This window comes from Shewanella saliphila (genome assembly GCF_014648295.1).
Taxonomy (GTDB): Bacteria; Pseudomonadota; Gammaproteobacteria; order Enterobacterales; family Shewanellaceae; genus Shewanella; species Shewanella saliphila.
Genome location: NZ_BMQV01000001.1, coordinates 156959 through 179475, shown reverse-complemented (window position 1 = coordinate 179475; position 22517 = coordinate 156959). Strand labels below are relative to the sequence as shown.

The 22517-nt window shown below is 42.5% G+C and carries 20 protein-coding genes; 10 read left to right on the top strand and 10 right to left on the bottom strand.

The window, feature by feature from the left end; all coding sequences use genetic code 11:
* Positions 1 to 2 precede the first annotated feature (2 nt).
* The 4 genes from IEY48_RS00740 to IEY48_RS00725 all read left to right on the top strand — a co-directional run bounded on the left by IEY48_RS00740 (position 3) and on the right by IEY48_RS00725 (position 3747).
* Positions 3 to 773, top strand: coding sequence for a thiazole synthase (locus tag IEY48_RS00740; protein ID WP_188916423.1), 771 nt, complete (start codon positions 3 to 5; stop codon positions 771 to 773).
* Positions 770 to 1888: a 2-iminoacetate synthase ThiH gene (gene thiH / locus IEY48_RS00735; protein ID WP_188916422.1), complete on the top strand. Its 1119-nt coding sequence runs from the start codon at positions 770 to 772 to the stop codon at positions 1886 to 1888. The genes IEY48_RS00740 and thiH overlap by 4 nt, the downstream gene beginning before the upstream one ends.
* A 147-nt stretch (positions 1889 to 2035) precedes the next feature.
* Positions 2036 to 2320: a chemotaxis protein gene (locus tag IEY48_RS00730; protein WP_188916421.1), complete on the top strand. Its 285-nt coding sequence runs from the start codon at positions 2036 to 2038 to the stop codon at positions 2318 to 2320.
* Between the two features lie 2 nt (positions 2321 to 2322).
* Positions 2323 to 3747 (top strand): putative metalloprotease CJM1_0395 family protein, encoded by a 1425-nt coding sequence (locus IEY48_RS00725; RefSeq protein ID WP_188916420.1) that lies wholly within the window; start codon positions 2323 to 2325, stop codon positions 3745 to 3747.
* Positions 3748 to 3823: 76 nt separating this feature from the next.
* On the opposite strand, the gene IEY48_RS00720 is transcribed toward IEY48_RS00725, so the two are convergent.
* The 8 genes from IEY48_RS00720 to cmoA form a co-directional block, all read right to left on the bottom strand.
* A complete protein-coding gene (locus IEY48_RS00720) occupies positions 3824 to 4714 on the bottom strand; it encodes a LysR family transcriptional regulator (RefSeq protein ID WP_188916419.1) in 891 nt (296 codons plus the stop codon).
* Positions 4715 to 4876: 162 nt separating this feature from the next.
* Positions 4877 to 6007 carry a DUF3541 domain-containing protein gene (locus tag IEY48_RS00715; protein WP_188916418.1) on the bottom strand — a complete coding sequence of 377 codons (1131 nt, stop codon included), beginning with the start codon at positions 6005 to 6007 and terminating at the stop codon, positions 4877 to 4879.
* Positions 5985 to 7751: a hypothetical protein gene (locus IEY48_RS00710; protein ID WP_188916417.1), complete on the bottom strand. Its 1767-nt coding sequence runs from the start codon at positions 7749 to 7751 to the stop codon at positions 5985 to 5987. The genes IEY48_RS00715 and IEY48_RS00710 overlap by 23 nt, the downstream gene beginning before the upstream one ends.
* A complete protein-coding gene (locus IEY48_RS00705) occupies positions 7714 to 8670 on the bottom strand; it encodes an alpha-L-glutamate ligase-like protein (RefSeq protein ID WP_188916416.1) in 957 nt (318 codons plus the stop codon). The genes IEY48_RS00710 and IEY48_RS00705 overlap by 38 nt, the downstream gene beginning before the upstream one ends.
* Entirely contained in the window at positions 8670 to 10178 is a 1509-nt protein-coding gene (locus IEY48_RS00700; RefSeq protein WP_188916415.1) for a UUP1 family membrane protein, read from the bottom strand. Before IEY48_RS00700 ends, IEY48_RS00705 begins: the two co-directional genes overlap by 1 nt.
* Positions 10179 to 10186: 8 nt before the next feature.
* On the bottom strand, positions 10187 to 10960 hold the full coding sequence (locus IEY48_RS00695) for an ATP-dependent zinc protease family protein (RefSeq protein WP_188916414.1): 774 nt from the start codon (positions 10958 to 10960) through the stop codon (positions 10187 to 10189).
* A 25-nt stretch (positions 10961 to 10985) separates the two neighbouring features.
* Complete coding sequence (gene cmoB, locus IEY48_RS00690) at positions 10986 to 11978, bottom strand: tRNA 5-methoxyuridine(34)/uridine 5-oxyacetic acid(34) synthase CmoB (protein WP_188916413.1); 993 nt, start codon at positions 11976 to 11978, stop codon at positions 10986 to 10988.
* Complete coding sequence (gene cmoA / locus IEY48_RS00685; protein WP_188916412.1) at positions 11975 to 12706, bottom strand: carboxy-S-adenosyl-L-methionine synthase CmoA; 732 nt, start codon at positions 12704 to 12706, stop codon at positions 11975 to 11977. Before cmoA ends, cmoB begins: the two co-directional genes overlap by 4 nt.
* A gap of 449 nt (positions 12707 to 13155) precedes the next feature.
* On the opposite strand from cmoA, the gene IEY48_RS00680 reads away from it, so the two are divergent.
* The 6 genes from IEY48_RS00680 (at position 13156) to ruvB (ending at position 20952) form a co-directional block, all read left to right on the top strand.
* Positions 13156 to 15978: a transporter substrate-binding domain-containing protein gene (locus IEY48_RS00680; RefSeq protein WP_229786276.1), complete on the top strand. Its 2823-nt coding sequence runs from the start codon at positions 13156 to 13158 to the stop codon at positions 15976 to 15978.
* Between the two features lie 169 nt (positions 15979 to 16147).
* A complete protein-coding gene (gene aspS / locus IEY48_RS00675) occupies positions 16148 to 17923 on the top strand; it encodes an aspartate--tRNA ligase (RefSeq protein WP_188916411.1) in 1776 nt (591 codons plus the stop codon).
* Positions 17924 to 18033: 110 nt separating this feature from the next.
* Positions 18034 to 18786: a YebC/PmpR family DNA-binding transcriptional regulator gene (locus IEY48_RS00670; protein WP_188916410.1), complete on the top strand. Its 753-nt coding sequence runs from the start codon at positions 18034 to 18036 to the stop codon at positions 18784 to 18786.
* Positions 18783 to 19301, top strand: coding sequence for a crossover junction endodeoxyribonuclease RuvC (gene ruvC, locus IEY48_RS00665; RefSeq protein ID WP_188916409.1), 519 nt, complete (start codon positions 18783 to 18785; stop codon positions 19299 to 19301). Before IEY48_RS00670 ends, ruvC begins: the two co-directional genes overlap by 4 nt.
* Positions 19298 to 19915 carry a Holliday junction branch migration protein RuvA gene (gene ruvA / locus IEY48_RS00660; protein WP_188916408.1) on the top strand — a complete coding sequence of 206 codons (618 nt, stop codon included), beginning with the start codon at positions 19298 to 19300 and terminating at the stop codon, positions 19913 to 19915. The genes ruvC and ruvA overlap by 4 nt, the downstream gene beginning before the upstream one ends.
* A gap of 32 nt (positions 19916 to 19947) precedes the next feature.
* Positions 19948 to 20952 (top strand): Holliday junction branch migration DNA helicase RuvB, encoded by a 1005-nt coding sequence (gene ruvB / locus IEY48_RS00655; protein ID WP_188916407.1) that lies wholly within the window; start codon positions 19948 to 19950, stop codon positions 20950 to 20952.
* A gap of 68 nt (positions 20953 to 21020) precedes the next feature.
* On the opposite strand, the gene gloA is transcribed toward ruvB, so the two are convergent.
* A complete protein-coding gene (gloA, locus tag IEY48_RS00650; protein WP_188916406.1) occupies positions 21021 to 21431 on the bottom strand; it encodes a lactoylglutathione lyase in 411 nt (136 codons plus the stop codon).
* A gap of 441 nt (positions 21432 to 21872) precedes the next feature.
* On the bottom strand, positions 21873 to 22514 hold the full coding sequence (nth, locus tag IEY48_RS00645; RefSeq protein ID WP_188916405.1) for an endonuclease III: 642 nt from the start codon (positions 22512 to 22514) through the stop codon (positions 21873 to 21875).
* Positions 22515 to 22517: the final 3 nt, after the last annotated feature.

Genomic DNA, 22517 nt, shown 5'->3' with positions numbered 1-22517 from the left:
CCATGTTGACGATAGCCAACCATCAATTTAGTTCTCGCCTGTTCACCGGCACCGGTAAGTTTAGCGATCAGCAAACCATGCTGGCAGCCATCGCTGCGTCTCAATCACAGCTGGTGACCTTGGCAATGAAGCGCATCAATTTACACAGTAAACATGATGATTTATTAGCGCCACTGCAATCAATGGGCGTTAAGTTATTGCCTAATACTGCAGGGGCTCGCAACGCCAAAGAAGCTATATTTGCTGCACATCTTGGCCGAGAAATGTTAGCCACAAACTGGATTAAATTAGAAATACACCCTGACCCTAAATATCTGATGCCTGATCCTGTTGAAACCTTATTGGCCGCTAAGCAACTGTGTGATGAAGGGTTTATTGTGCTGCCTTATGTGCACGCTGACCCCGTATTATGTCGACGCTTAGCTGATGTAGGTTGTGCTGCAGTGATGCCATTAGGTAGCCCTATCGGCAGTAATCAAGGCCTAGCTAGCGAGCCATTTTTAAAGATTATTATTGAGCAAGCAACGGTGCCTGTGATTATCGATGCCGGTATTGGCGCACCTTCTCAAGCCTGTCGGGCCATGGAGATGGGGGCCGATGCCGTATTGGTTAATACTGCCATTGCCAGTAGCGCTGAGCCTATCAAAATGGCACGATGCTTTGCTCAAGCCGTTGAAACCGGAAGGTTAGCCTATGAAGCTGGGCTTGGACAGATTAATCGACAGGCTTATGCAACCAGCCCATTAACCGGATTTTTAGGCGGTGGACTATGACCACGTTTGCTGAGCAATTTAAGCAGATATCGATAAGTAATATGTCATTAACAATGAAAAGCTGTACTGCCAGTGATGTAGAGCGGGCGTTACAAAATCCTACCGCTAACTTAAACAGCTTAATGACATTATTATCGCCAGCTGCGATGGCATATTTAGAACCCATGGCTCAACAAGCTGCAGCTTTAACGCGACAACGTTTTGGCGCCAATATCGGCTTATATTTACCCCTTTATTTGTCTAACTTATGTGCTAATGAGTGTGATTATTGTGGTTTTAGCATGAGCAATAAACTTAAGCGTAAAACCTTGTCACCATTAGAACTTGAGCAAGAAATCGCCATTATCAAACAACGTGGCTTTGATTCGGTATTGCTGGTTTCTGGTGAACATGAAACCAAAGTCGGCATGAAATATTTTGAATCAATGTTGCCTCAAGTGAAAGCTGCATTTAGTCAGGTTGCGATGGAGGTGCAACCGCTTAACACATCTGAGTATCAGCGTTTAAGACAATTAGGGCTTGATGCTGTGATGATATATCAAGAGACATACCATCCGCAGACTTATGCAAAACACCACACAAGAGGCAATAAGCAAGACTTCAGTTATCGGCTCACCACACCGGACAGAGTGGCGCAAGCGGGAGTTGATAAAATAGGCTTAGGGGTATTACTTGGGTTAGATGATTGGCGAGTAGATGCGTTATTGATGGGCCACCATTTAGCCTATCTAGAAAACACTTACTGGCGCACTCGTTACAGCATTTCTTTACCCCGTTTACGGCCTTGTACAGGTGGGATAAGCCCAAAAGTGACGTTGTCGGATGCGGGTCTTGTGCAATTGATTTGTGCCTTTAGGTTATTTAACCCTCAGTTAGAAATCAGTTTGTCGACCCGTGAATCACCCAGTTTGCGCGATAATTTACTGCCCTTGGGGATCACTCATTTAAGCGCGGGGAGTTCAACCCAACCTGGGGGGTATCAAAACCCAAGCAGTGAGTTAGACCAATTTGACATTAGCGATGAGCGCACGGTCGAGCAAGTTGTGACACAACTAAAACATCGTGGCTTCAACCCTTTATGGAAAGATTGGGAGATGGGTTGGATAAGTGACTAATATCAGCGTCGCGCAGCGCCTAAAAACTGTACATTTATGTCGATTTAGGCCATACTAAATCGACTTTTAGGCTAGTTTAACGCTCGCATTCTAGCTGCTTGTCTAAATCTTAATATCACGTTTATAAACGCTATCAGGAGCAAAAATATGCAAGTTCAATCAGCGTATGCATCAGGAATGCAGGGATTGCAAAGTGCACAACAAGGTTTAGCGCAAGCTACCACCGCAGTTGCCATTCCTGATCAGCAAAAACCAGCTGTATCTGCTTCGACTCAAGATACGGTTACATTGAGCTCACAAGCGGTGAGTCAAAGCGATCAAACTTCAGCACTCATTGATGCTACGCAGTCGGTTAATCAAGCTCAAGCTTCAACTAAAGTCATTGAAGCTGCTTCAGAAACCGTCGGTAGCTTGATTGATATCGAAGTGTAAATATGTCTTCAGCCATGAGTGCTGTTTCGGTGGGGGGAGCGAGTGTTGCTCCCCATAAGCTTGATGCAAGCAAGCATTCTTCCGCTGGCCTCACACAATCTACAGCCTCTTCATCTACTGTCACTTTATCTACTGCTTCGGTATCAACAAGCGTTCAAACCTCATTAGCTCAACCTAGTCATTCATCTGTTTCTGCGGTGCTATCTTCATCTCGTAATCTACATGTTGCAACGGCTAAAGCCGAAGTTCATAGCAATGTCACTTCTACAGCGTTACCGCCGTCAATAAACCGTGAAGTAGCACAACCATTGAGCGGGAGTTACAGTCTTAAAAGTGGCCCTAAAACAGTTGCTGCAGTATTACAGCAAGCCACTTCAAGTGGGTCCACTGAGCCTGTTACTACGAGGTATGGCAGTTTTAGTGCTCAAACAAGCGATGCAAATACTCAGATCCCTTATCAACCCAGCCTTACACAGCAAGCCAATACTGCTGCTCAAACGCCTGTTAATATCTTTGCCGCCGAAACCAATAATCCAGCAACGGCAGATGAAGCCAAAGTTGACGAGCAAGCTCAAACAGATGCTATTGAAACAATGCCAAGCTCACAAGCATCATCAGCAGATCCCAGCACGCAAGTAGAAGACGAAACATCTGAGCAAAGTGCAAAACAGCAAGAAATCGACAAACAGATAGAACAAAAGCAGCAACAAATAGAGCTCGCAGAAGCTGCACAGATAGCAGAGCTTGCTAAGCGAGACGTAGAGGTTAAAACTCATGAGCAAGCCCATGCTGCGGTGGGTGGTAGCTTGGCACAAAGCCCAAGTTATGAATATGAAAAGGGACCCGATGGTCGTCGATATGCTGTTGACGGCGAAGTCAGTATTGATGTGTCAACGGTTGCGGGCGATCCACAAGCGACCTTGACTAAAATGCAAAAAGTATATGCTGCGGCAATGGCACCAGTTCAGCCATCAATGGCAGATATTAGGGTTGCGGCGCAGGCGTTACAAAATATTAGCGAAGCCAAACAAGCATTAGCCGTAGAGCGTCAACAGTCGGTCATGACCACGGAAGAAAGCCAAAAAATAATCGAATTAGGTGATGTTTTTGCCGACTCTGATGCGGAAGACCCTTTAGCCCCGTTTATGAATAAAACCACTGAAGCTTCAAGTGTAATAGATAACCTTGCCAACAATATAACCAATGAAGCGGCGACAAAGATAACTCAAGTGACCTCCTCACAGTCAACCCTTACGGCCAATGCTCAATCAGATGTTGTAAGTCCTTCACAAACTGATTTATCGGACTCTGGTGACTTTGAATCAGCAGCGCAGTCTCATAATGCTGGCCAGCATCGTGGTTATCAAAACGCGATAGCCGCTAATGATCAGTACACTTCTTACACAAGCATTGCTTTTTACGTCTAGGTTTTTTAGTTTCCATCATTACATCCGTTTTAGCTCATGTTAATAACGCTATGGCCTAGTCACTACAAGCACAGACTTAATGTTCATTATGTTGCTGTAAAATCAAACTTTCTAATAGCTTACATGCAGGCCCTTGATTGTCCCGGTCAGGGATCAGTAGATTCATAATGATTTTTCGCTGTGAGCTGCCACGTAAACGTAGGCGGATTAATTGTTTGCTGGCTAATTCTTGTTGTACAACAAAGTTTGGGATCCAACAAAAACCAATATTACTGGCCAGAATGGTTTTTGCTTCGTGAAAGTTAGATACCGTCCATCGCTGCTCGGCTTTTAGCCAGCCAATATCGTTTGCTGTATTGGTTGCTGTATCTTTAATCACAATTTGCAAGTGTTGAGCTAATTGTTTGTCATCCTCTATGTAACCTACTTGTGCAAGGGGATGATTAGGATGACACACTAGTTCAAATTTGGCTTCACAGAGGGGCTCGCTAATATGGCCTTTAGGGGGGGTGGTACAAATAGCAATATCGACTTGTTTGTTATTAATTAACTCATGGGTTCCGGAGATTACTGAATCGATAATGGTCACTCGTGTGCCGCGGCTTTGTGGCAAAAATACCTTGAGAGCTTCTACGAGTGTTTCCATTGGGTAGATAAGTTCACGGGCAATGGTTAGGTTGGGCTCCCAGCCTTGACCTAAATTTGTGGCCAGTTGCTCCAGTTCATCTACGGATTGGGTTAAGTGACGAGACCGACGTAATAAGACTTCACCTTGTTCAGTTAAATATGCTTTACGACCTTTGACTTCGAGTAAATTAATACCAAGTTGATGCTGCAATTTAGCTACTGCATGATTAAGCGAAGATTGACTCTTATTAAGCTTTTCAGCGGCTTGGGCGTATCCGCCAAAATCAACCACCGCTTGCACTATACGCCATTGTTCTAACGTTGATTTTGCTCGGCTCATGCTTTGTTCCAAATCTAATGTTTAAAATGCTTATTTTGGCATATAAAAAAGGCAAATGCAGTGCATTTGCCTTTGCTCAGTTACTGTGACTCATACCGCTTAGCAGTGGGGATGAACCATTAACTGTGATGAGCAATCATCGCTAATGAAAACACGATTATTTTAGTGTGTTATTGATTTGCCAAGTGTCGGTTTGGGTGTCACTAACTTGGGCAAATGTTTTTTGGTGCTTGAAATATTATTCAGATAAGGCCCTTGATGTAAGGTTTCAGGCCAATCTAATAGCATCATCGCCAGTACGTTTCTGTGCTCTCCCGAAGACAAAATAGCATCGCCATGTGGTGATGGGATCATGTTTACTTTCGGATCGTACGCTGCGATGACATGCTGTTTTACCTTGTTTACAACCGGGTTGTTTGGGTTACCTGTAATTAAAAAGCTAATGCCCACTTCTGTAATAATGTCTTCTGTGGTGTCAGTCAAAATACGATCGATGTTTTTTTCAAAATAATCCAGAATCCATTGGTATTCTTTTGGGTCAACAGGGTACTGGTAGTATTCACTGGCAGCAAAAATAAAATGTGTCATGCCATATATTTTATTTTTGTATTGGCTATTGCTAAGTCTAGCGTCTTGATCATTTGGGTAAGTTGCGATAAAGGCTGCTTTATAAGCGTCATAATAGTCTCCTAGACCAATTTGTTTAGCCCAGAATACATAGTTAATTAATTGTGCCGCCCACGCCTTGATCATCTGCTTGTCGGTTAACGCTGGGGTTAAATCAGCCTTCTTTAACGTAGTGATTAATAAATCATGGCAAGGTCCGGTAAAACCAAACTCATCAATACGGCTGGCATAACGCAATAGCACATTGCTGTACATCATAAACTCAGGGTAGGGCGCGATGGCTAATTTGCGTGCATCACCACGGATCCCAGGTTTGAGTTTATTCACTTCAATTTGCGATTCTGTTTTGATAAAACCGGGCTTGTCCAAATTACATGCATAGTAAGCTTGGCGCTCTGCAATGGTGAGTAAGTCAATTAATGAGCCATTGGCATACTTGTTTTCACCTGTCATACGATATTGACGGATGGCATAGTGCCCTTGAACTCGAGGTGGCAGTGAATACAGGTTAGTTTCTAATGTGGTTTTGATACCCTGGTACACTTGTTCAGCGGTTAACTGATGAGCAATGTCTTCTGTTGGCTGTTTCGCCAGCGCCACACTACTTAATAAGCTAGCTGATAAAAATAAGTACGAGAGTGTTTTACTCTTGCATCGTTCCAGCATGTTTAAATCTCCAAATAAGTGAATGTGGGTCAATTGGCGCGCCAATAAGCTGCTCAAGTTGATCGTGTAGGGGTGAATAGGTTTCATTAATCATTAACAAATCAAAAATAGCTGAGTTTGACAGTCGGTCGTTACCTTGTTGGGTAATGAGTTGCATTAATGCCTGTTGCCACAATGGAAGATAATCGCTAATTCCTTGATTAGCAATAGCTTGATAACTATATATTACATCTGTTGCCTGCGGCCAAGGTTGACCAAAGCTGTTGGCAAATTCGGCAGATAATTTGGCGTTATGACTTAACCATTCTGTATTATCAATATCGCCAGTAAATTGGTAAAAGTGTAGAGCCACCTTTGTTCTAAAGACTCGCATTTGGGTTTGATAATGTAATGCTAATTGTGCACGGCTAGAAAGAGGTGCAAAGTGCAGGCTTGAGCGTAAATATTGACTCAACCATAAGCTGGCGATGGCATATTGCTGACTGTTTTGGGTCTTATTGGCGAGTAAATAATATTGACTGCCTTGTGCTAGCGAGACAATGGCCTGGCTTAACGCTTCAATCAATTTTTGTTGTTGTTTTTGGCTGTTTAAGGTTTTAGGGTATGTGATTGAATATTGGCCAAACTGATGGCCGATAACCGATTGTTTTATCAGCTGGGCATTGATCCTCTTAGACAATGCATCTTGTGCAAGCGGATATGTATACAGTTCTCCAAGTAACCTTTGTTTATGCCAAAGTCGAATAATACTAATGGTAGGCGCGTCATCGGTTGATTGTTTATTAGTTTGTTGTTCCGCTGTAGTCTTGTCTGCTAGCAGTTCAACACGTAGCCCAAGTGGGGCAAGGTTACTGAGTAATTGCAGTAAATAGGCTTGGGCAGAAACCGCCTCTATTGCTTCTGGTTTTGCTGTTTGCGATAGGGCGCGCGCAATATTCCAAGGGGCAATATCAAGTTGTTCGGTTTGGTCGTTTAAAAACTGAGAAAGTAAGTCAGCATTAAGTCCATGTGTTGCCAATACATATTCAGCAGTATTTTGGTAACCTAGGGTTAATGCTCGTTGTTGCTGTAATTGCTGAATATAGGAAATCGCAGATTTTATTTTATGTTTGGCACGCGTTTGATAAGCAAACCAAGCTTGTTTACGGCAGTTTTCATCGTTTTGTTTAATCAGGTATTGAGCAATGTGAATATCGATATTGTTTGTATCTGTTTGCGGTGTGGCTTGCGGCAATACACATTGTTCATCATTGAATTGCATTTGTAACTGACGCTGTGACAATGCTTGGTTTACCGAAGCCTGAGCACTATGCAGTTTGGATTTTTGCTCGATATCCCATTGGTTTTGTTTGACGGTTAACAGCCGTTCACTTAATTGTTTGTAAGGAGCTGGTTCGGTTTGTAATACATCGATAAGTGCTTGGGTTTGTGTTGCTTGAGTGAGCATATATAGTTCATCAGCAAGGTGCAATTGACACCACAATAAACCTTGCTTGCTTAGGCTGTCAGTGGCAAAAGGACGGTAGTATTGTATCCGATCATTTATGTTGTTTAATGCGAGCGTGTTTTTTTCAAACTCAACAGCTTGGTGAGCCGGAGATAAGCTATCATTCTGCGACAAAGACGTGAGTTTTGGTTGATATTGAAGGCACTGCTCTACAAACAGTGCCAACGGATTAGCCACAGCATTTGCTGTGGCCAATAAACTAAAACTTAGGATTACTAGAGAAATGCTTTTTAGCATAAGCCACACGTTCTTCAACTGACATCGCAGGGCCTTTCATGGCTTCAACGTGTTTGAGTCGAGGTAAAATGCCTCTACCATTGGCAATTTGAATGGTTAACCCTGGACGGGCGTTCAATTCAAGTAGCAATGGGCCTTTGTTTTTATCCAATACCATGTCGGTTCCAAGGTATCCCAGCTCACACATTTCATAGGCACTTGATGCCGTATGTAATAAGGTTTCCCAGTGTGGTACAGACATGTTATTCAATGGAAAATGAGTGTCTGGGTGTTTATCAACTGGCAAGTCAAACTGCACCGCATGTAAACTTTTACCGGTAGCAATGTCTAAACCTACGCCCACAGCGCCCTGGTGCAAGTTAGCTTTACCGTCGGATGCAGCTGTTGATAAACGCAACATCCCCATGACTGGAAAACCTTTAAACACAATCAAGCGAATGTCTGGTACGCCTTCATAACTGAAGCCTTCAAATACCGGGTCGAACTCAATTAACCCTTCAACAATGGCCACGTCAGGCTTGCCGCCCAGAGAAAACAAACCACTGAGTATGTTAGATACATGTCGGTAAATTTCATTGTGAGTCACTTCATGACCATTTGGCTTGTAATAACAGCCATTGTTCACTTTAGTGATCACCATAATGCCTTTACCGCCAGAACCTTTGGCTGGTTTGATAACAAAACCAGTACGGTCGCTGACCATGGCTGGAATTTCTTGAATTTTATGTTGTTCGTGGACAACACCAATCAGGTCTGGAACCGCAATGTTATTAGCAAGCGCAAGTTGCTTAGTGATCAACTTATCATCAACGCGTTTATAAAATTTACGCTGATTATAACGACCAATATAGCTAATATTGCGCCTGTTCATATTCAGTACACCGCTACGGCTCAACTCCCAAGGCCAGGCGTACTTCATTATTTCTCTCCAACCAATGGTTTAAAGCGTTTTAACTCTGTTAAGCGGTATCCTGTGTATTGGCCCATCACTAACACAAGCGCCAAAATAACCAGGTGAATACCTAAGAAGTTAAATACCCAATGTTGCACTAGGTCATTGTCCATTGCTAAGTAGGCTAGGGTGGCTACAAATAAACTGCCGCCGCCTGAAACGAATACTTTTTTAGGGCCTTCTTCTTCCCATAGTATAGACATACGTTCGATGGTCCATGCCAGAATGATCATCGGGAAGAACGTCACTGTTAAGCCTTCACTTAAGCCTAATTTAAACGAAATAAGTGTGAATAACCCAATAATGAAAATAACCACAATAATCACCGCTGATATTCGGGATATAAGCAGTAAGTTGAGGGTAGACAAATACGAGCGGATCATTAATCCAAAGGCCACAATCAATAAGAAACCGATTAAGCCAGTTAATAATGTCGTTTGAATAAACGCTAAGGCAATTAACACAGGCATAAAGGTGCCCGAAGTTTTAATGCCGACGATGACGCGTAAAAATACCACCACTAAAACCCCGATAGGGATCAGTAAAATACCTTTAAACAAGCTTTGTTCTTCTAGCGGTAGTTGATAAAGCGAGAAGTCTAATGCATCGTCATTCATCATCATGTCTATAGAGGTGGCCAATGCTGAACGGGTATCTTGCAGCATTGAGAAATTAACTTGTGAGTTAATTCCGCCCATGACATCTAAGACTGAATGGCCGGAGTATTCCCATAACACTAAGGTATTATCACGGCCTTTTTTGTTATTGGGTATATCAAATAACACCCACTCGCCATTGTTATACACCTGCACATACGGGGTGAGTTGCTGACGGCGACGTTGATCTTCTAACTGTAAACCATTGACTATCCGAGCAGGTACACCTTTAGAGTGCAGCATCTGCACAAACAGGTTGGTTGACGTGTTAGCCGACAATAACAGCGCCATATTTTGGCTTTGTTCTGTGTCATTGATAAGATTCATCAATTGTTGTGCAAACGATAAATTGGTTGCACTGCGGCCCCAAACATCTTCAATCACTTGATCTGCAGCTGATTTCTCGGTGGCAGGCCATAAATACGGCTCAGGAGCCAATGGTGTTTCTGTTGTTTGAATATCAAGTTTACCGGTAGGCACCAAGGTCACGCGGTAGTATAACGCTTGTGGTCCCGTGGCTTCACGAATTGACCATACCGCACGGCGATTGGCAACATCGTTAGAAATGCTTAACCCATAACCTGGTGATGTGGCATTTTCGACCAACACGTCAAATGCAGGGTCATTAGGTAAAGAAAAGTTCACTTCGGCAGGTTGGTTACTGCCCATAAAACTCACTTTTGCATCTACAGCCCAGCTTTGAACTTGTTCGCCTGGTAAAAAGGGCACGCTGTGTTCAACCCCACGATAAATACTCGTGCTGATGCCGATGATAAAGAGCAGTGCAACAAAAATGTAAAACGGTTTACGAGAATGCATTACTGATCCTACTTATTTAATGTTGTGATTTGTTTTTTTGCTTTACCGTGGATATAGATTTGGCCTACATCAACAATTGCAATATCTTTCATAAACTTGCGACCAAGTAGTAACGGGTAATCTAGGTGGCTACGGTCGACAAGGTTTAAATCGGTTTCGGCTGAATATTTACCTATTTTTAAATGCGCATGAATAACTGGGCGACGATCATCATCTGATTCGGCATCTTGTTTAATTCGCACAAACTTAACCACTTTTGTTTCAAAGGTGTTTGCGGGTTGATCAATGCCGTTAGACATCACGTCATAGCGCACCCATTGCACACCATCACGCTCAAATAACACAATATTACGTGCATCAAGTGATGATGATTCAGCACCGGTATCAATACGGGTTGCAAACATGGCTTTGACTTCATCAACGAAGACACTTTCAACTTCGCCTAATAAAAACTTTTCACCTATCATGGCTTCAGGGCATTGCTCTGGCACGGCAACAGGTTTTGGCATTGGCGGTGCTGGCATCACGATTGTTTTAGGTCTTTCAGCCATGGCGGTACTAACTTGAGTTTTTAACTTCCTCATTTCCGCTGATAATTCGCTCATTTCAGCAGTCTGATCAATACAACTGCTTTTTATGGCGTCAATTACTGCTGTTTGTGTATTCAGCAAACTGCTATTCAAATCAGCATTGGTTAGCGGAGGTGTCGTTGGTTTTTCTGTAGTGGTACAACCTACTAATAAAGCCGTCGCAATGGATAGAGCAATTACCTGCTTTAACATGTCAATTCCTGTTGAATAGTATTCGTTAAACTAAATCGTGATTCGGTTGATTCTTAGTAGCAATAATGATGGCCCGTTTTGGTGCGGGGTAACCTTCTACCGTTAAGGTTGCATCATTTGGATCGAGATAATCGACTAGTGATTCATTTTTCATCCAGTTTGTACTACGTTGCTCTGCAAGTGAAGTCGTATCGATATCAACACAACGTATATCGGTAAACTCACATTTTTTTAACCATAACATCAGTGCGGCCACAGACGGTATAAACCACACATTGTTCATTTTTCCGTAACGATCTTGTGGCACTAACACTGCGTTTTCATCGCCATCAATCACTAAGGTTTCAAGCACCAACTCACCGCCCATACGCAGTTGATCGCGTAATTGCAGCAAATGGTCTATCGGCGAACGACGGTGGTACAACACCCCCATCGAAAACACGGTGTCAAATGCATCAAGAGGGGGTAACTCTTGAATACCTAAAGGCAACAAATGTATTGGGTGTTGATTGCCCGCGAGGCGTTTTATCGCTTCAAACTGGCATAAAAATAATGGCGAAGGGTCAACCCCGACTACGCGAGATGCACCTTCACCTAACATTCGCCACATATGATAACCACTGCCACAACCCACATCTAACACAGTACGATTTTTAAGCGGAGAAATATGGCCTTTTACTCTATCCCATTTCCAGTCGCTGCGCCATTCAGTATCTATTTCAATACCATGGACAGTAAATGGGCCTTTACGCCAGGGTTGAAACATGCCGAGCAAATTAGTGAGCTTTTCTACCTGACCGGGCGTTAATTGATCACCGCTGCCAATGGTAACGCTTGACGTCAGTTCTATGGTATCGGGTTGCGGGTAATTAAACTTATTAAGGACTTTTTCCCACTTAGGTAAGTTGCCATGTTTATGGTCACGTTGCCATTGGCCTAATATAGAGGGCAATGTTTCTAACCAGTGTTGCAGGTTAGAGTCGGCAATGTCTTTGTAAAAAGAGCTAAAACTTATCATTTAATCGCTACCATAGATGCAAAATTAAAGCATTGGAACCACACTGAGAAGTGTGAAAAACCATTATCATTCAGACGTTGTTGGTGAGTCGTTAGGCTGTCTGGACGCATTACGTTTTCAAGCGCACTACGTTTTTGGCTTATCTCGAGTTCACTGTAGCCATTGGCGCGTTTAAAATCTAAATGCTGTTCATCCAAAAGGGTTTGGATTTGATTGTCTTCAAAAAACAGCTTTTCAGAAATAACCAATACGCCGCCAGGCAACAAACCATCATAAATACGTTTAATTAACGCATTACGATCGTTTACCGGCAAAAATTGTAAAGTAAAGTTGAGTACTACCATTGAGGCATTCTCAATCTCGATCTCTCGTATATCGGCACACAATAAGTTTACTTGGGTATCACTAACATAAGCTGATAAATTTTCTTTGCAGCGGTCAATCATGGATTGACTATTATCAACAGCAAAAATTTGGCAATCGCGTCCTTCAATTTGACGTCGAATACTTAATGTCGCAGAGCCTAAAGAACTGCCAAGGTCATAAATATTACTGTTGGGAATAACAAAGCGGTGAGCAAAATCACCCAATGTATTGATAATTTGCGCGTAACCTGGGACAGAACGACGGATCATGTCATTAAATACGCCCGCAACACGTTGATCAAATTGAAAATCTGTTATTTGATCTGCGGCATTTGCGTAAATTTTATCTTGTTGAGAGTTCATGAGCTGTAATGTGGTAAAAATTCAGCATGTATTTTAGCTAATCATGGTTAAGTGCAGCAAGTATCCTACTGGTAATTTGTGTGTTTTTTTTAAAATAGTTCGCCATAGTGTTAATACTTTTGGTTCTGCATGGGTTTTATTGCTGTTAATATTAACAAGAATTAATCCTTGCTGGATGTTTAGTCGTTATTTGCGATTATTGAATTCTATTATCAACCTTTTTGTTTGCTTTGCTTATAAAAGCGGGGAATGACAGCAAAATTTGACAAAACATACATTAACTCAGTCTAAATAATGATATTATTTGTGAAACAGCTACAAATTGATAACAAATTGTGCATTACAGTGGTGCTTAACGATATATGTATCACGGTATAATATTGCTGCAGCTTGTCTTAATAACGATAAAAACGACGTAATCATCAAAATAAAAGTATTAGGGAAAAAACTTGAAATTGATATCTTGGGTGCTGGCATCGCTTCTGTGGATGCTCATTTTGCCCGCATACGGCTTTCATAATGACGATAATGCCTTAGAACCAGCATCGCCGCTAATTATCGTCATGGGTGAAGATACATATCCGTTTGAATATTTGGATGATAAAGGAAATCCAGCGGGTATTTTAGTGGATTTATGGCGCGAGTGGTCAATCGTCAGTGACACTAAAATTCGCTTTGTAACTCGTCATTGGCAGCAATCATTAGATCAACTCGAGCAACATAATGCCGATGTTCATATTGGTATGACGATAACTGAAGCTCGTGCTAAAAAATTCGATTTTGCTACGCCATTTACGTCATTAAATACATACCTCTATCTACACAAATCACTCAATAGCAAAAAACAGATCAGTGATTTAATTCCATATCAGATCGGCATAGTTGATGGTTCTTCTCACGAGGCAATGCTGCGTTCAATAGAACCTCGTTTAAGTTTTAAACGTTTTACAAATCGAGAGCAATTACTGCAAGCGGCGGCGAAGGACGAGCTGTTGGTGTTTGCTGGGATTGAAGGTTATCAACGTAACCTTGCCCTAGAGCAAGATATTGCCGCTAACTTTTACAGTTCTTCGCGTATCCTCATCAAAAAGGTTCAGTTAGTTCCTGCCGTGGTAAAAGGTAATCAAGCTTTGGTCGATAACATTAACCATGGCTTTGGATTAATTTCACCTCAAACGATTAAGCATATCGAACGCCGCTGGCTCGGTTATCATAAACAAACATCTGGGGTCATTATTGCCATGCAAACGGGTGTTGAGCCCTATGCCGATCTTGGTGTTGACGGTTTACCTACAGGGATGCTGGTTGATTTATGGAAATTGTGGTCTAAAAAAACCGGTATTAATATCGACTTTGCCACTGGCGACATGAACAGCACTATTGACGATGTAAAACGTGGTGTGGCTGATGTACATATTGGTTACCCTGAAAGCCAAGATATGCGTAGCGGGTTAAAACAGGCTTGGCATATTACATCAGTTAAAAGTCGCTTTTTTAGTGGCAAACAAAATATTAAAGACATTCAGAAAAGCGCAATACGTATTGGGGTATTTCCTACCGCACCTTATATTAGTCAAGTTAAGTCTGCATTTCCTGAAGCACAATTGCGTTTTTATCACACACTCGATGAGATGGTTAAAGCGGCTCATAATGACGAAATTAGCGGGTTTATTTCTTCTGCTGCGATGACATCGCATTATCTGTTAGCAAATAAACTCTGGGCTGAATTTCGGCAATATTTCGATATTGAATTTACGACCGACATGTATGCGTTAACCCGTATTGACGACAGTGGCCTCGCAGATCGTATTCAAGCTGGTTTTAATTTGATTTCGGTAGAAGAGCAAATCCAAATTGAACGTAAGTGGTTGATTAACCCGGACGATCGTTTCTTCACGGGCAGTGGCAGTAAAATAAAATTAACCACCCAGCAAAAGCAATATATCAGTAGTTTAGGTGCCATTAAGATGGGCTACCTTAAAAATTGGGCGCCGATGGAATTTCAAGGTAAAAATGGCCAGTTTTTAGGGGTTAATGCTGATATTAAAAATCTACTCGTTAAACAGCTAAACCTGACGATTATTCCAGTGTCTTATGATGATTTTGGTAAAATGGTCAATGATTTGATTAAAGGCGAAATTCATCTGGTGGCCAGTATGGCGCAAACCAATGAACGTGAAAACGCCTTGGCTTTTTCGGCTCCTTACTGGCCCTCACCTTGGGCAATCGTGACTTCGTTAACTCAACCACCCATCTTTAATATCTCACAAGTTGTCGGTAAACGGCTGGCGGTGGTTGATGGTTACCACATTATCGACCAATTAAGGCAGCAATACCCTGGTATTGATTTGGTGATAGTTGCTGATACTGAACAGGGTATCAATGCTGTCATCAATGGCAGTGCAGATATGTTTGTTGATCAAGTTGCAACATTAGCGACAACACTAAAAAGTGGTCAATATCCGAGTCTTAAAATGTCACTTGTGGCGGAATTAACCGAGCAGCATAGCCGTATAGGACTGTTCCCAGGAGTGAAAGACTTAGTGCCGTTAATCGACAGAGTCATAGCGACAATCGATGAAACAGAGCAACAAAACATGTACCAAAAGTGGGTTTCATTAGACGTTAATAGTGATACTTTGCGGTACCAACGCTGGTTACAAATATTAATCGTGAGTTTGCTGGTATTGTCATTCATCGCATTGATGATATATATGTCAAATCGTCGTTTGAATGTTGAAATACAAAAGCGAATTAAAGCTGAAGAAAACCTTAAATTTATGGCAAATCACGACAATGTGACAGGCTTACCCAACCGCAGTTTACTAGACGACAGATTAAGCCAAGCTGTCATGACTCATCAGCGAGATAAATCTCGTTTTGCAGTATTGTTTGTCGACCTTGATGGCTTTAAAGCGGTCAATGATATGCACGGTCATCATATAGGTGATAAATTATTACACCGGGTAGGGTTAATGTTGTCTAAATGTGTCCGTGAATCAGACACAGTAGCCCGATTCGGCGGTGATGAGTTTGTATTATTACTTCAACATATCGACAGCAAAGAAAATACTCGTCAAGTTGCTGATAATATTTTGCTGGCATTAAAAAGAATTACCGTCATTGACGGTCGCCAGGTGAATATTTCAGCCAGTATCGGTATTGCCATGTTTAATGAAGATGCCGACACACCGGCAACATTACTTAAAACGGCCGACCAATTAATGTATCAAGCTAAGAAGATTGGCGGTCATCAATATAAAATGAATTAATGCTTGTAGATTTTTCCGTCAATCAACCATGTTTATCAACCACAACTATGGTCAATTGACGCAAACTGACTGATACTGCAATGCATAAGTGCGAGTCACGGTATATAATGCCGTTTTTATCGTTTTCGATTTCCAAAAATACCGCTTTGTGGATAAAGGATAGAGTTCAATGCGCAGTCATTATTGTGGAGACATTAATCAGTCTCATCTTGGTCAAGAAGTTACTTTAGTCGGTTGGGTTAACCGTAGTCGTGATTTAGGCGGAGTTGTGTTTTTAGACTTACGCGACAGAGAAGGGCTAGTACAGGTTGTTTATGATCCAGACTTAAAAGAAGTCTTTGACGTTGCCAGCACATTGCGCAGTGAATTTTGTGTTCAAGTGACCGGCGTTGTCCGTGCACGGCCTGACAGCCAAGTTAATGCACAAATGAAAACCGGCGAAATTGAAATTCTAGGTAAGCAACTGAACATCATCAATGTGGCAGCACCACTGCCATTGAGCATGGATAATTATCAAAACAATAGCGAAGAGCAACGTCTTAAATACCGCTACTTAGATTTACGTCGTCCAGAAATGGCTGAGCGTTTAATCTTCCGCGCTAAAGTGACCAGTGCTGTGCGCCGTTTCTTAGATGCTAATGGCTTTTTAGACATTGAAACGCCAATTTTAACCAAAGCGACGCCAGAAGGTGCACGTGACTATTTAGTGCCTAGCCGTACTTATAAAGGTCAATTCTTTGCGTTACCACAATCACCACAGTTATTTAAACAGTTACTGATGATGTCGGGTTTTGACCGTTACTATCAAATTGTTAAATGTTTCCGTGATGAAGATTTACGTGCTGACCGTCAACCTGAATTTACTCAAATCGATATCGAAACCTCATTCATGAGCGCCGAGCAAGTGATGGAAAAAACTGAGCAAATGATGCGTGGTTTGTTCCAAGACTTACTCAATGTTGATTTAGGTGAGTTTCCACGTATGTCATACGCAGAAGCCATGCAGCGTTACGGTTCTGATAAACCAGACTTACGTAACCCTCTTGAGTTAGTCGATATTGCCGACTTAGTAAAAGATGTAGAGTTTGCGGTATTTAATGGCCCAGCAAATGATGCAGATGGCCGCGTTGCCGCACTTCGCATTCCAACGGGTGCATCGTTGTCTCGTAAGCAAATTGACGACTACACCAAATATGCCGGCATTTATGGTGCTAAAGGCTTAGCGTGGATGAAGATTAACGATTTAGATGCGGGTATAGACGGTATTCAGTCTCCTGTACTTAAGTTTTTATCTGAAGACATCGCTAAAAACATTATTAGCCGCACAGGTGCACAAACTGGTGACATCATTTTATTTGGTGCAGACAAAGCTAACGTGGTTGCTGAAGCCATGGGCGCATTGCGCTTAAAAGCCGGTGAAGACTTTGATTTACTTGAAGGCGAATGGCGCCCAATGTGGGTTGTTGATTTCCCAATGTTTGAGAAAATCAATGGCAGTTTCCATGCCGTTCACCATCCGTTTACCGCACCGCGCGGCATCAGCCCTGAAGAATTAGCTGCCGATCCCGGCGCTGCGATCTCAGATGCGTATGACATGGTACTGAACGGTTGTGAATTAGGCGGCGGTTCTGTGCGTATCCATAATGCTGAAATGCAAAGCGCAGTGTTTAATATTTTAGGTATTGAAGCAGAAGAAGCAAAAGAGAAATTTGGCTTCTTACTTGAAGCCTTACGTTATGGCACACCACCGCATGCTGGTTTAGCGTTTGGTTTAGACCGTATTATCATGCTAATGACGGGGGCAACGTCAATTCGTGATGTAATGGCATTCCCTAAAACAACAACTGCAGCGTGTCCGCTAACGAACGCGCCAGGTTTCGCTAATCCAGTACAATTAACTGAACTCGGTATTGCGGTTATTGAAAAGCCAAAAACTGAAGAATAATTTATACCGTTCAGCATAACTCGCTCTAAATGAGCAACACATACCGAGGCTGATGCCTCGGTCTGTTTTTGACAAGTAGCGTTTCTACTTGAATGAAAAAGGAGCTTAATGTGGCAGGACACAGTAAATGGGCCAATATTAAACACCGTAAAGCGGCGCAAGACGCCAAGCGCGGTAAGTTGTTTACCAAATTCATCCGTGAACTTACCGTCGCCGCAAGAGAAGGCGGATCCGATCCAGATTCCAATCCCCGTCTTCGCGCAGCAATAGATAAAGCCCTATCAAATAACATGACTCGTGACACCGTTGAGCGTGCAATTAAACGTGGTGCCGGTGAACTTGATGGTCAGCAACTTGAAACCATTATCTATGAAGGCTACGGGCCAGGTGGCACAGCTGTTATGGTCGAAACCATGACAGATAATCGCAATCGTACTGTATCAGGTGTACGTAATGCGTTTAATAAATCGGGCGGTAATTTAGGCACCGACGGCTCTGTAGCGTACCTCTTTACCAAATCAGGGGTGATTTCATACGACAGTGACACTGACGAAGACACCTTAATGGAGTTAGCACTAGAGGCCGGTGCCGATGACGTGGTCACCCACGATGATGGTTCAATGGATGTGTTTACCAGCCCAGATGCTTTTGGCCAAGTTAAAGATGCACTTGACAGCGGTGAACTTGAATCTGTCAACGCAGAGGTCACTATGGTAGCCTCAACTAAAGCCGAATTAGATGCTGATACCGCTGAAAAATTCTTACGCTTAATTGATAATTTAGAAGATCACGATGATGTACAAGAGGTATATCATAACGCTGACATTTCCGATGACGTCATGGAAGCATTAGATAATCTATGATCATATTAGGGGTCGATCCCGGCTCGCGTATTACTGGCTATGGTGTGATCCAATGCCAAGGTAGACAACAAATATACTTAGGCAGCGGTTGTATTCGCACTTCAGCCGATGATTTACCCCAGCGTTTGCAGCAAATCTATGCCGGTTTAACTGAAATTATTACTCAGTATCAACCCAATGAATTTGCAATCGAGCGTGTGTTTATGGCAAAAAATGCTGACTCAGCACTTAAACTTGGCCAAGCCCGTGGGGCAGCCATTGTGGCGGCAACCTGTGCTAACTTACCTGTAGCCGAATACAGTGCCACCCAAATCAAAAGTGCTGTGGTTGGTACCGGCAGAGCGCAAAAAACACAAGTACAGCATATGATTAAACAACTGCTCAAATTGCCCGCCGCGCCGCAAGCCGACGCCGCAGATGCCCTTGGCGTGGCAGTTTGTCATTTTCATACTTATCAAAGCCTTATTGCTATGGGCGGCAAAGCCAACAGCAGAACTTACGGAAGATACAAATGATTGGTCGTCTCAGTGGTACATTAATAGAAAAACAAGCACCTGAAATTGTGCTTGACGTGAGTGGTGTGGGTTATGAGTTACAAGTACCGATGACCAGTTTTTATGAGTTACCTGAACTCAACCAACATGCCAGTTTGTTCACCCATTTTGTGGTGCGTGAAGACGCGCAGTTGTTATATGGCTTTATCACCAAGCAAGAACGCGCCTTATTTAGATTGCTAATTAAAACCAATGGCGTAGGCCCTAAACTGGCGTTAACGATTTTATCGGGCATGACCGCCAGTGAATTTGTCTCTTGTGTTGAACGTGATGATATTGTCACTTTGGTCAAATTACCGGGTGTGGGAAAGAAAACAGCCGAGCGCTTAGTCATTGAAATGCGTGACAAACTTAAAAGCCTACTTGAGGCATCAGTGGGCTCCGAGCGAGAATTTGTACTGCAAAGTAACTATAAACCTGCTGCGATTGTTGACAGCGCAGAAGAGGATGCTATTTCTGCTTTATTGTCATTAGGTTATAAGCCTGCACAGGCGAGTAAAGCTGTGTCAGCTGCATTTACGGAAGGCATGAGTTCAGAAACCCTAATTAAAGCTGCGTTAAAGTCAATGCTATAACTCGATGAACATCATGACTAAGGTATGTAAAAATGATTGAAGCAGATCGCCTGATCCAACCGCAAGTACAAGGTCAAGATGAATTGATTGACCGGGCTATGCGGCCAAAAATGTTGGATGAGTATACCGGCCAAGATGATACTCGTGCACAATTAAAGGTCTTTATTCAAGCCGCTATTAATCGTGGTGAAGCATTAGACCATATGCTGATTTTTGGTCCTCCTGGTTTAGGTAAAACCACGCTTGCGATGATTGTGGCCAATGAGATGGGCGTAAATATTAAATCCACCTCAGGCCCAGTACTTGAAAAAGCAGGTGATTTAGCAGCATTACTGACAAACCTTGAACAAGGTGACGTCCTTTTTATTGATGAAATTCATCGTTTGAGCCCAGTTGTTGAAGAAATCCTTTATCCTGCTATGGAAGACTATCAGCTCGATATTATGATTGGTGAAGGCCCAGCTGCACGTTCAATTAAACTCGACTTACCGCCTTTTACCTTAGTGGGTGCCACCACAAGAGCTGGTGCGTTAACCTCACCACTGCGGGCTCGTTTTGGTATTCCTCTGCGATTAGAGTTTTATAACGTCAAAGACCTTACTACGATTGTAACGCGTTCAGCCAAAGTGATGGAATTAGAAATTGATGAGCAAGGTGCGATAGAAATTGCCACTCGTTCACGCGGAACACCACGAATTGCCAATCGCTTATTACGCCGTGTTCGCGACTACGCAGAAGTGAAACACGATGGTAAAGTGACCCAGAAAGTAGCAGAGTATGCGCTCGATTTACTTGACGTTGATATGCAAGGCTTTGATTACTTAGACCGCAAACTCTTGTTAGCGATTATTGATAAGTTTATGGGCGGGCCTGTGGGCTTAGATAACGTTGCTGCGGCCATTGGTGAAGACAGAGAGACTATTGAAGATGTGCTTGAGCCATTTTTAATTCAACAAGGTTTTATTCAGCGCACCCCAAGAGGGCGTATCGCGACCCAACGTGCTTATGACCATTTTAGTTTGGTCAAGCCAGAATAAATAACCTAAGTTCAGAATAAATAACAAAGCCAGCATTTAGCTGGCTTTGTTTTAGATTCATGTTGTGATTAACCTAGAGCAGCAGTCGCTGACTTCTTCTGGATCAATTCAATTTTATATCCATCAGGATCTTCAACAAAAGCAATTTCTGTTGTACCGCCTGCAACTGGCCCTGGTGCACGCGTGACTTTACCGCCTGCAGCCGTAATGGCATCACAACGGGCGTAAATGTCTTCTTCGCCAATGGCTAAGTGACCAAAACCATTGCCTAGGTCGTAGCTGTCTACGCCCCAGTTATAGGTTAATTCGATTACGGCTTGACCAGTGGTTTCTTCACCAAAACCCACGAAGGCAAGGGTATACTTATATTCAGTATTTTCTGATTTTCGCAGTAACTTCATACCCATAATGTCAGTATAAAAAGCAATGCTGCGGTCCAAATCGCCAACGCGGATCATCGTGTGTAGTAATTGCGACATGTTTTACTCTCTTATTTAAAATAAACCTGACTGTAACAAGCTCAGATGACAATGAAAAGATTAGTGCGACCACATGAATACATCACAGACAAATACGTTCTGCTATAAATGCATATTTTTTTTGCATTAGCTCACATTTGTGATGATATTTTTTGGGTTCATAAGCAAAAGGCGTTATTCTTGTTTCATACCCACATGGAGGCAGCACAATGACTACAGAATTAAAAATGGCCTTAGGCACTACCCTTGTAATCGCAATTTGTTTTAGCGCATTTTTTGTTGCAATGTATTAAGCAACAATAAGCTCCATTGCTAGCGCTACATGTTGTTAGATGTAGCAAAAAATATTAGTTTATTGCACGTTAGTTGATGAGTTAACCTACAATAAATTACTTAATAAAGACCAAAGCATCATAGGTGTTTTGGTCTTTATTGTTTCAGCTAATCCTCAGGATAGACTTTTTCTTTAAACTCACATAAATCTTCGATCATACAGCTGCCGCAGCGTGGTTTACGCGCTAAACACGTGTAGCGACCATGTAAGATAAACCAATGATGTACATCCACTTTAAATTCTGCAGGCACGACCTTTAGCATTTTTTGCTCTACTTGGTCGACATTTTTACCTGAGGCAAATTTAGTTCGGTTCGCCATACGAAAAATATGCGTATCAACTGCAATTGTGGGCCAGCCAAAAGCGGTGTTGAGCACCACATTAGCCGTTTTACGGCCAACGCCCGGTAAGGCTTCTAATGCTTCACGGTTTTCTGGGACTTCGCCACCGTGTAAATCAATCAGCATTTTACAGGCGTTAATGACATTGATGGCTTTATTGTTATACAAACCAATGGTTTTAATATACTGCTTTAAGCCGTCTATCCCTAAGTCATAAATAGCTTGGGCTGTGTTGGCCACCGGAAATAACTTATCGGTGGCTTTGTTTACGCTGACATCGGTGGCTTGCGCGGATAGGGTAACTGCCACTAACAATTCAAATGGGCTGGAAAAATTCAACTCAGTTTCAGGCTTTGGATTGTTATCTCGTAATCGCGTTAAGATCTGAATGCGTTTTTCTTTATTCATAAT